At 35.2% G+C, this 9,384-nt stretch carries 7 protein-coding genes; 2 read left to right on the forward strand and 5 right to left on the reverse strand.

Going from position 1 to position 9,384, the window contains the following annotated elements; all coding sequences use genetic code 11:
- Positions 1-19: 19 nt before the first annotated feature.
- The 5 genes from HHL23_RS13200 to HHL23_RS13220 form a co-directional block, all read right to left on the reverse strand.
- The gene (locus HHL23_RS13200; protein WP_169235254.1) at positions 20-2,896 is read right to left on the reverse strand and encodes a T9SS type A sorting domain-containing protein; all 2,877 of its coding nucleotides are present in this window, start codon (positions 2,894-2,896) and stop codon (positions 20-22) included.
- Positions 2,897-2,971: 75 nt separating this feature from the next.
- Positions 2,972-3,727, reverse strand: coding sequence for a hypothetical protein (locus HHL23_RS13205; RefSeq protein ID WP_169235255.1), 756 nt, complete (start codon positions 3,725-3,727; stop codon positions 2,972-2,974).
- Positions 3,728-3,881: 154 nt separating this feature from the next.
- The gene (locus HHL23_RS13210; RefSeq protein ID WP_169235256.1) at positions 3,882-4,412 is read right to left on the reverse strand and encodes a hypothetical protein; all 531 of its coding nucleotides are present in this window, start codon (positions 4,410-4,412) and stop codon (positions 3,882-3,884) included.
- Between the two features lie 21 nt (positions 4,413-4,433).
- The gene (locus HHL23_RS13215; protein ID WP_169235257.1) at positions 4,434-5,516 is read right to left on the reverse strand and encodes a putative type IX sorting system protein PorV2; all 1,083 of its coding nucleotides are present in this window, start codon (positions 5,514-5,516) and stop codon (positions 4,434-4,436) included.
- 13 nt (positions 5,517-5,529) lie between these two features.
- Positions 5,530-6,417: a DMT family transporter gene (locus tag HHL23_RS13220; protein ID WP_169235258.1), complete on the reverse strand. Its 888-nt coding sequence runs from the start codon at positions 6,415-6,417 to the stop codon at positions 5,530-5,532.
- Between the two features lie 260 nt (positions 6,418-6,677).
- Between HHL23_RS13220 and HHL23_RS13225 the strand changes: the two genes are divergently transcribed.
- Positions 6,678-7,205 carry a GNAT family N-acetyltransferase gene (locus HHL23_RS13225; RefSeq protein ID WP_169235259.1) on the forward strand — a complete coding sequence of 176 codons (528 nt, stop codon included), beginning with the start codon at positions 6,678-6,680 and terminating at the stop codon, positions 7,203-7,205.
- A gap of 304 nt (positions 7,206-7,509) precedes the next feature.
- Positions 7,510-9,138 carry an acyl-CoA carboxylase subunit beta gene (locus tag HHL23_RS13230; RefSeq protein ID WP_169235260.1) on the forward strand — a complete coding sequence of 543 codons (1,629 nt, stop codon included), beginning with the start codon at positions 7,510-7,512 and terminating at the stop codon, positions 9,136-9,138.
- Positions 9,139-9,384 lie beyond the last annotated feature (246 nt).

Raw genomic sequence — 9,384 nt, forward strand, 5'->3', positions numbered from 1 at the left:
AAAAGAGCCTTTTGTCTAGTTATTTTTTAATGATCTTACCAAGATGTTCTCCTTTATCAGTTTTTATTCTAATGAAATAAATTCCGGAAGAGATATCTGATACATTAATTTTTTCTGTAGTGTTCGTTATATTTCTGATCAATTTTCCTGTAGCATCATATATCTTCACAGTTTGGATCTTATCACTTCCTTTCGTCTTCACAGAGAAATATTCTGTAACAGGATTGGGATAAATCTGAATATCAGCATTGGCATTCTTCCCGTCTGTTTGACGAATATCATCAGTGGCTAAATACACTGGCAGGGCATCCGTAATTTCATACAATTCACTACCGTGATTTTTTGTTGCGATGGATAGATATAATCTTTCCCCGTCCGTTGCCAATTTTTCTATATTTTCATTCGCAAGCAGCTGATTGTCGTCATTGGTTACAAAAATATCCATTGCCATTGTGTTGGAGACCGTACCATTGGTTTTCCATACCTTCTGGGAATCTCCATTCAGGAAGTACAGATAGTTATTGGCACAGATCATGTCTTTCACAGAAGATAAATTGGATGTTAAACTGAACGTCCCGCTAGTTGTTCCATCTGTTCTCCAAAGCTGAGTGCTGTTATTATTGGTAAAAAACAATTGGTTTCCGCATTTTTTAAATTTAGTTTCGCTAAAAAAATTACTGCTTAAGATTTCAGTAGTTCCTGCCACAGTTCCATCTGTTGAGTGAAGACCTGCGAAATATCCTGTAGTAATATACAAGAGTTTATTATTTAAAACTTCGGTTTCTCTGGAAATGTTGGCATCACCAAAAGGTATCGTATGATCTTTTACTAAAACCGCAGAAGCCTGATCTCCATCTGAAGTCCATAGTTCATTTTGGGAATAGCTTGAATTATTTTCCTTTCTTTTTGTGAAGAAAAGTTTGTTATTAAAACTTTTTAATACCTTGATATCACCATCTCCTCCGTCCTGATAATTAAACTGAATGGCTTTTGAAGTTCCGGCAGACGTACCGTCGGATTTCCAAATGCCGAGTTTTCCATTTTCTTTGGCTATGAAATAGGCAAAACCATTCAGAACCGCTGTTTGAGAATCCGTGTTATACATGCTTCCCATATTATCCGCCGAAATATCTTTTACCAGAACCGCTGTGTCTGTATCGTTGTCAATTTTCCATAATTCTGTTCCTATTACGTTATTATAGCCGGAAAATAAAAGGGTATTGTCATTTAGGTTGACATAAAAAGAATTATCATAGGTTACTGTACCAGGAGATGTAGACAATCCTTCTGAATATATCTCTGTACCAGCTGTTCTGTACATACCACTCCTTGGATTTGGAGTTCCGTTTTTAGTATAAAGATAATTTCCTACTTTAAAGAAAGTGTCTTTATTATCAGAAAACATTCCCATAAATGAAGTGTTTCCAAAAGAGGAAAGTCTTTCAAGCTGTTGTGTATTTTTATTTCTTTTGTAAAGTTGGTTGTTATACTGGCGGTCTGCAGCAATAAAAATGAGTTCATTGTTCAGAACTTCAAAAGAATGCGGCGCAGAGCTTTCAAACCTGCTGATATCAGTGGCTAAAGAAGAAGTTTGAGAAACCGGATTTACTGAGAATAGTTCTGTTCCATTCTTTGGATTATATCCGGTGAGATAAATTTTAGAATTCAGATCAATAAAGCTATTGTTATAAGGCATACCAATATCCGTAATTTCAAATGTCTGCGATGGGTTTCCGTTCGTTATCCAATACCTGTTCCCATAGTTTGGTTTCGTAAGGATTAAATGTGTACCATCTGAACTTTTTCCATACAATTCGGTTTCAGGTGGGGTATTGAATAAAACAGTCCCTGCTTCAGTACCGTCTGTTTCCCAAACATAATCGCCGTAAGCTGGACTTACTCCATTGGCATTGCTATCAAAGTATATTTTATTATTAAGTTTTATAAATTTACTGTTAGCCATAGAACTTGTATTTCCAGGCATTAGATTTTTAAGCATCTTCGTTCCTGCAGCCGTCCCGTCTGAGATCCACGGTTCCATTCCTCCTGCATCGGGATCAAATCCTTCAAATACAAAATAATTATCTGCAGAAATTCCATTCAAACGGGGTGCACGTAACGGTTTTACTGAAACTGTTCCGGCTTCTGTTCCATCACTTTCATAAAGTCCATATCCGGTTCCCAGACTGGCAATAAAGTAAAATTTATTATGAAGAGGTAATATATTAAAATCTCCTGAAACACTCCCGTACTGATTAGGTATAATATCTTTCAGCAAAACGGTTCCGGCTAAAGTTCCATCTGATTTCCAAATCTCTTTTCCATGGACTCCGTCATCTGCACCCAAAATCAGTTCGTTATTAAATGAATACATTTTTACATCTCCGGAATACACAAAGGTTTTCACTTTCAGCAGATCTTTTGATACAGTATCAAATGACCATAATTCATTCTGTATATAATAGAAAATCTTATTTCCGGCGACAACAAGGTTCCCGATAGAATAATCTGAGATGAGATCTTTTTCTTTCACCGTTCCTGCAGCAGTTCCATCCGTTGACCAAATCTGATACCCAGAAAAACTCTGCTGAGCCACAAAATATATCTTGCCATTTACGTTTACAAAAGATGGCGAACCGGACAGGCCACTGTTGTGCCCCGGAAAAATATCTTTCAGCAGTGAAGATTTTTGAGTCACAGAATTGAAGCTCCACAATTCCCTTCCTTCATCACTAAATCTTGTGGCTGGAAAAATGATGAAATCATTCAGTTTAATTAAATCGCCAGGGGTACCTGAAGAGCCAAAATTAATTTCATTCAGCTTAGCATTGAAAACATTTTGTGCACTGGAATATATTGACAGTGCGACCAATACAGAAACATAAATTTTTTTCATAGGTAATACAATTAATCCTTAACTCATTCTTGCGTTTGAATTAAGGATCATATAGGGTTTATTTAAATGTATATTTTATTTTGGAGAAAAAACTTCTTTGGCAAAGTCTCCATTCGCTTGCGGGATATCAATAACGATATTTCCATTTTCAAAATATCCAATGGTATAAGTTCCGTCTGCCAGTTTGACTCTGAAGACCTCTTTCTTGGAAGACGTTTTAAAAACAGCGAATGGCACAGAACTACCGTTGTCTGCAAGGATAAACTGATTGGTATCAACCTGTATCTTCTGAAGATTCAGCTTACCATTTGTATATTTTCCAGATTTACTTTCTGAAACAGATGAAGATGAAGGTTCCTCATTCTTTTTGACAGGCTGAGTATTGGAGTTTTCAGCTTTTGTAACTGGAAGATTTTCTACAGGTTTTGAAGCTGGAAGTGAAACCAGAGACAATTTAAGAGCATCCTGATAGCCTTCTTTATATTCTTTAAGATTTGAATTTCCTTTTGATGAAAATACCACTTTCCCATTGCAATCCTTGAATTCCAGTTCTATTTTGTTTCTTAGAAAGCTACTTTTATTGCTTATATTACTTACTGCAAAGCTGCAAGAATTAGTTTCAATCTCTGACGGCCACTGGTCTTTACCTTCCTGGATAACTACATATCCTTTTGACTTCAGAGCTTTTGCCAAAGAATTGTCAAGATCATAAGACTCCTTTTCAAAATCTTTAAATGTCTGAGGAATGGAAATATATTTATAATCTGAAACCTTTTGCCCGAAAACAAATGTTGAACAAACCGTCAATATAATTATCGAAATCTTTTTCATTTTTTACTATTGTCTATGTTATTGTGGAACAATTATTTTTTCATTGCTTCATCAAAATTCTTTTTAAGTCTGCTTTCAAAATTTTTTATAAAATCATTTTCAACATCATTACTATCTACCAGTTTTTTTGATTCTTCATCTACGACTTTCCACTCTACATTTCTTTTGTAATATTCTTTATGTAATGAATCTTCTCCTGATAAAAAGACGGGCAATAATTTATCTCTTTAATATTATAATAAGCTAAAATCATTCTATTAATATAATAAATTGTTTTCTTTTTTCTTTCTTGGGTAAGAATTCCAAAATCAAATTTTAATCTATAGAGATTTTCATAAGGTGAATATTGAGTAAAAAAAGGATTTCTATAAAGGATAATTATCTTTTCAATATTATTTTTCTCGCAAAAATCTTTTAAATATTCTTTTTGCTTCTTATCTGATAATAAGCTATTATTTTCTAAAATCTTAAAATCAAAATCATTTAAAGTTATAGTTTGTGCAGTGAGCTTTTTTATAAAATCCGAAGCATTATAATTTAATACTTCTGTAAACTTTACTCCTACTTTATCTCCAACTTCAGCATGAATATGCTTCAATTTAGTACTAATATTACTTACAAAGCCTGTTTGACAAAAAATGCTCGTTTTAAAAAAAATTAAAAAAAGTAATACAATCTTTCTCATTATGAACAAATTACTTTAAAGTTAATCATTTCTGAATTGCCCCATATCCAGTTTAAGAGAGAAAAAATTAGAATAGAAATTAGATCCTCCGATTCCTGAATTCGTGATCGCATAATCTAATGTCAGTCCTCTGTATTTAATTCCTATACCGGCACTTGGCTGAAAAGAAACTTTTCTCTTAAGGTCCTCAATATCTGTAATAGACTGGAATCTGTTGACCCCAAGTCTTACAAAGATCATTTTCTGATATCCAAGTTCAGCACCAGCATATGGCGTTAAACTTGCGAAATCAGTAGAAACCAAAGCCGCTGTTTTAGCAAAATCCACATTGATCCCCGCTTCCGGTAATACATAAAGACTGCTGTTAATATTGAATACTTTACTTGCCCCCACATTCAGTTTAGGCATGGTGAGTTCCATTTTATCTTTTGGTGCAGGGTTAAATTCTTCACCATTAACGACTGTTGAAAGCTCTTTTTGGTTGATGCTCCAAAAGTTGACCGTAGTAGTCGCATCACGTAGCATACCTCCGAATTTCCAACCGTTGTCAGCTTTATAGATGGCTCCAATGTCAAAACCGAAACCATAGCCGCTGGCAAATTTCCCTACATTTCTGTAAACAATTTTAGCGTTCACCCCTACATCCAGTTTGGTATTTCCGGCAGGATGAAAGGCATAGGAAAGGATCGCTGCATAGTCTGACTGGGAAAATTTAGTGATTTTATCATAGTCAATATTTCCTTCAGCATCAATCATCTGAGTTGTGTTCAGGATATTATCTACCCCTAATCGTACTATCGAAACTCCGAATACGCCTTCCTCCAATACTTTTGCGTAGGCCAGATAATCATATTTCGCAATAGATTCAAAATATTCTGCGTGCATTGCTGCTCCCTGCCAGTCTCTTTCAATAGCCATTAAGCCGGCCGGGTTCCACATCGGGGAATACACATCGTCCTGGTTGGATACCACGGCACCTCCCATAGCGAGACCTCTGGCTCCAGCTCCGATATTTAAAAATTCATTGGAGTATTTTCTTATGATCTGAGATTGAGACAGCCCAAACAGCAGTGAAAATGCAATTAAAAAATATTTCTTCATCATATAAATTTGATGCTTAGTTAAAGTTTTTTTGTTTTTTTGTTTTTCTGGATTTCATCAATCCATTCACAATGATAGCCAGTATCATAACACCTGAAGCGGCATAAAATATCGGGCTCATCTCTTCTGATTCCCCAAAGATAAAAAAAGCTAGTATAATTCCGTAGACAGGTTCTAAATTAACTGTTAAAATTAGGGTAAAAGGCGAAATATATTTCATCAGGTTCACCGATTCCAGCATTGGAAAAGCTGTAAAAACACTTGCCAACAAGCATATTAACGCCAGATCTCTGTAGTTTATTTCATCCATCTGAAAAATTTGTCCTGTAATCATATAAAATATCGACAGAACCAGCCATCCGCAGAAAATTTCATAAAATATAATATTTCCGGAACTCGTTTTCCCAAACATTTTGCCGTTAAAAACAGAGAAAATAGTCCCAAACACAGCACAAAGTATCCCATAAATTATACCTTCCTTAAAATGAAACTCCGTTTTAAAGATCATTAATATACAGGCAACAATCACCACACCCATGACGACTTCTGATATATCGATCTTCCTTTTAAAAATAATTGGCTCTAAAATGGATGCAAATAAGGTAGAAAGAGACAGGCAGCTTAATGCTATTGAAACATTCGAAACTTTAATGGAATAAAAAAAACAGTACCAGTGAAGCGCCATAGCACAACCTATCCCAGCCAGTTGAAAAAATATTTTCCACGATATTTTGATGCTCTCTTTTTTATAAATTCTGATGAATACAAATAAAAATATGGCAGCAAACAACATTCTGTAAAACACAAGAATCTGTGCATTGGCTTGAATTAGTTTTCCCAAAATTGCAGTGAACCCCCACAAAAAAACAATCAAATGCAGTCTGAAAAGTGCTAATTTTTGCATATCCTAACTTCTATAAATTTTTAACAGGCAAATTTACAAATAGGCTTTTACAAATCTCATAAAAAATATAAATTTTACTTTAATAAAAAAATAATTAATACGTGTTCATCTTATTTTTCCTGAATAAATTCTCACAATCAGTTAAAAATAGAAAATATAGATCTTACAAAAACTTTAGGCCAAACAAATGGAGTTGTTATTTCATCGTGTAATTGATATAGATTGCCATCCTCTAAATAAAAAAATCATAGATTTGAGTAATGACCTTAAATAAAGATATTAGAATTAAAACAGATCGACTGTTATTACGACCTGTAGAAGAATTGTATGTTGATGATATCAATACATATTTCACTGCAGAAATTACAAGATATATGCCTTTCAACCCGGAAGGAGATAGAAATGATATTCTAAATTTCGTGGAAGAGTCAAAAAAGTCGCTTTCAAACAATACCGACCTGGTAATGGTTGCGATTGACTCTAAAAACAACTTCATGGGTTGCTGCGGTATCCATAATATAACAGAAGAATCGGTAGAACTCGGCTTATGGTTGAAAAAGGGAGCACAGGGTATGGGGTTCGGAACAGAAATAATAATGGGCCTTATTGAATTTTTAGAAACTAATTTCATTTTTAAGTATATCCTCTATCCTGTTGATCAGGAAAATATAGCCAGTAGGAAAATCCCCGAAAAATTAGGTTTTATCCCTTATAAAAAGTATCAGAAAAATAAAACCCGGTCATCATTTCTCAATATTGTCGAATACAGGAAATATTACTCAGATTAATTTTTTTATCATGATCTTCGAGTTTCTAATGATGTAAGCACAAAAAACCCTGAAAATTTGTTCAACGTTCAGGGCCTTCAAATAATAAACTATTAAAAAAATAAACTAGGAACTTAGAGTATTTTACAGGGAATATTATCCCTTTAACTCTCTAGTAAAGTTAGAAAAAATATTAATAATTTAAAAACATTTTTCTGTTAAAAGTTTCACAAATTTCTGAGAACCAATATATTAAACACTTGTTTTACTTCCGTTCGGATTCATTTTAAAAATAGTATCTTTAGCCGTAAAAAATTGAAATTTTATGGACCTTGAATTCAACAAACGGGAAGATCAAAATAGATTAAAATTATCCGATATCAATCAATTGCTCGCTGAAATAAAAAAAGGAGGCGGTGAAAAGAGGCTTCAAAAGCTTCGTGACGAAGGAAAAATGACAGCAAGAGAAAGAGTTGAATATCTTCTCGATAAAGGTTCAGATTCCATAGAAATCGGCGCATTTGCGGGCTACGAAATGTACCAGGAACATGGAGGATGTCCAAGTGGAGGGGTTGTCGTTGTAATGGGTTATGTTTCAGGAAGACAATGCCTGGTTGTCGCTAATGATGCTTCTGTAAAAGCAGGCGCTTGGTTTCCGATTACCGGAAAGAAAAACCTGAGAGCTCAGGAAATTGCCATGGAAAATAAGCTTCCGATCATTTATCTGGTAGACTCTGCCGGTGTTTATCTTCCTATGCAGGATGAAATATTCCCCGATAAAGAACATTTTGGACGAATTTTTAGAAACAATGCTAAAATGAGCTCTATGGGAATTGTTCAGATCTCCGCAGTGATGGGCAGCTGCGTCGCTGGAGGCGCTTATCTTCCTATTATGAGTGACGAGGCCATGATTGTAGACAAAACAGGTTCTATTTTCCTTGCAGGAAGTTATCTTGTTAAAGCAGCAATTGGTGAGAGTATTGACAATGAAACTTTGGGAGGAGCTACTACGCACTGCTCAATTTCAGGAGTTACCGATTACAAAGCTAAAGATGATAAGGATGCTTTAAATAGAATCAAAAACATCATGAAATCTCTGGGAAGTACTGAAAAAGCAGGATTTGACAGAATTGAAAGTTTTCCCCCAAAGGAAAATCCCGATAATATTTTCGGAATCGTACCTGTTTCAAGAGCAGAGCAATATGACACCTATGAAATCATCAAATGCCTGGTTGATAATTCAGAATACGAAGAATATAAACCGGATTACGGAAAAAGTATCATCTGTGCGACAGCCAGAATTGATGGCTGGTCTGTAGGAATTGTAGCTAACCAGAGAAAACTTGTAAAGAGTGGAAAAGGGGAAATGCAGTTTGGCGGCGTAATCTATTCAGATTCAGCAGATAAATCGACAAGATTTATTGCCAACTGTAACCAGAGAAAAATTCCTTTGATTTTCCTTCAGGATGTTACAGGATTTATGGTAGGCTCAAAGTCAGAACACGGTGGGATTATTAAGGATGGAGCTAAAATGGTGAATGCTGTTGCTAATTCTGTGGTTCCGAAATTCACCATCATTACAGGAAATTCTTACGGCGCCGGAAATTATGCTATGTGTGGTAAAGCTTATGATCCCAGATTAATTGTGGCATGGCCTTGGGCAGATCTTGCTGTAATGGGTGGATCACAAGCGGCAAAAGTTTTAGTGCAGATTCAGGAATCTACTTTAAAAAAACAGGGTAAAGAGATCTCTGAAGAAGAGCATAATGAAATTCTAGATACAATCACGAAAAGATACCAAAAGCAGACAGAAGCTACCTATGCGGCGGCAAGGCTGTGGACAGATGCTATCATCAACCCGACAGATACAAGAAAATGGATCTCTATGGGTATTGAGGCAGCTAATCATTCTCCTATTACAGAGAAATTTAATCTCGGAGTTATTCAGGTTTAATGGATCTGCATATTATAAACTAAAATCGTCTCATTAGAGGCGATTTTTTTATCTATACCAAAACACTATTCCTGTTACCATTGATGAATGATCAATGCTTTTTGGTTAGGCCCTATTCTCTTGGTTTGGGGTATAAATAAAAAAAAGTCTCATACAAATACATGTATGAGACTTTTTAATAAAAACTGGCGGCGGCCTACTCTCCCGCTTTCGCAGTACCATCGGCGCTGGTGGGCTTAACTTCTG

This window comes from Chryseobacterium antibioticum (assembly GCF_012927325.1).
Taxonomy (GTDB): domain Bacteria; phylum Bacteroidota; class Bacteroidia; order Flavobacteriales; family Weeksellaceae; genus Chryseobacterium; species Chryseobacterium antibioticum.

Coding starts and splice junctions, on each gene's coding strand:
- HHL23_RS13200 (WP_169235254.1), bottom strand. CDS start 2,896: ATGAAAAAAATTTATGTTTCTGTATTGGTCGCACTGTCAATATATTCC.
- HHL23_RS13205 (WP_169235255.1), bottom strand. CDS start 3,727: ATGAAAAAGATTTCGATAATTATATTGACGGTTTGTTCAACATTTGTT.
- HHL23_RS13210 (WP_169235256.1), bottom strand. CDS start 4,412: ATGAGAAAGATTGTATTACTTTTTTTAATTTTTTTTAAAACGAGCATT.
- HHL23_RS13215 (WP_169235257.1), bottom strand. CDS start 5,516: ATGATGAAGAAATATTTTTTAATTGCATTTTCACTGCTGTTTGGGCTG.
- HHL23_RS13220 (WP_169235258.1), bottom strand. CDS start 6,417: ATGCAAAAATTAGCACTTTTCAGACTGCATTTGATTGTTTTTTTGTGG.
- HHL23_RS13225 (WP_169235259.1), top strand. CDS start 6,678: ATGACCTTAAATAAAGATATTAGAATTAAAACAGATCGACTGTTATTA.
- HHL23_RS13230 (WP_169235260.1), top strand. CDS start 7,510: ATGGACCTTGAATTCAACAAACGGGAAGATCAAAATAGATTAAAATTA.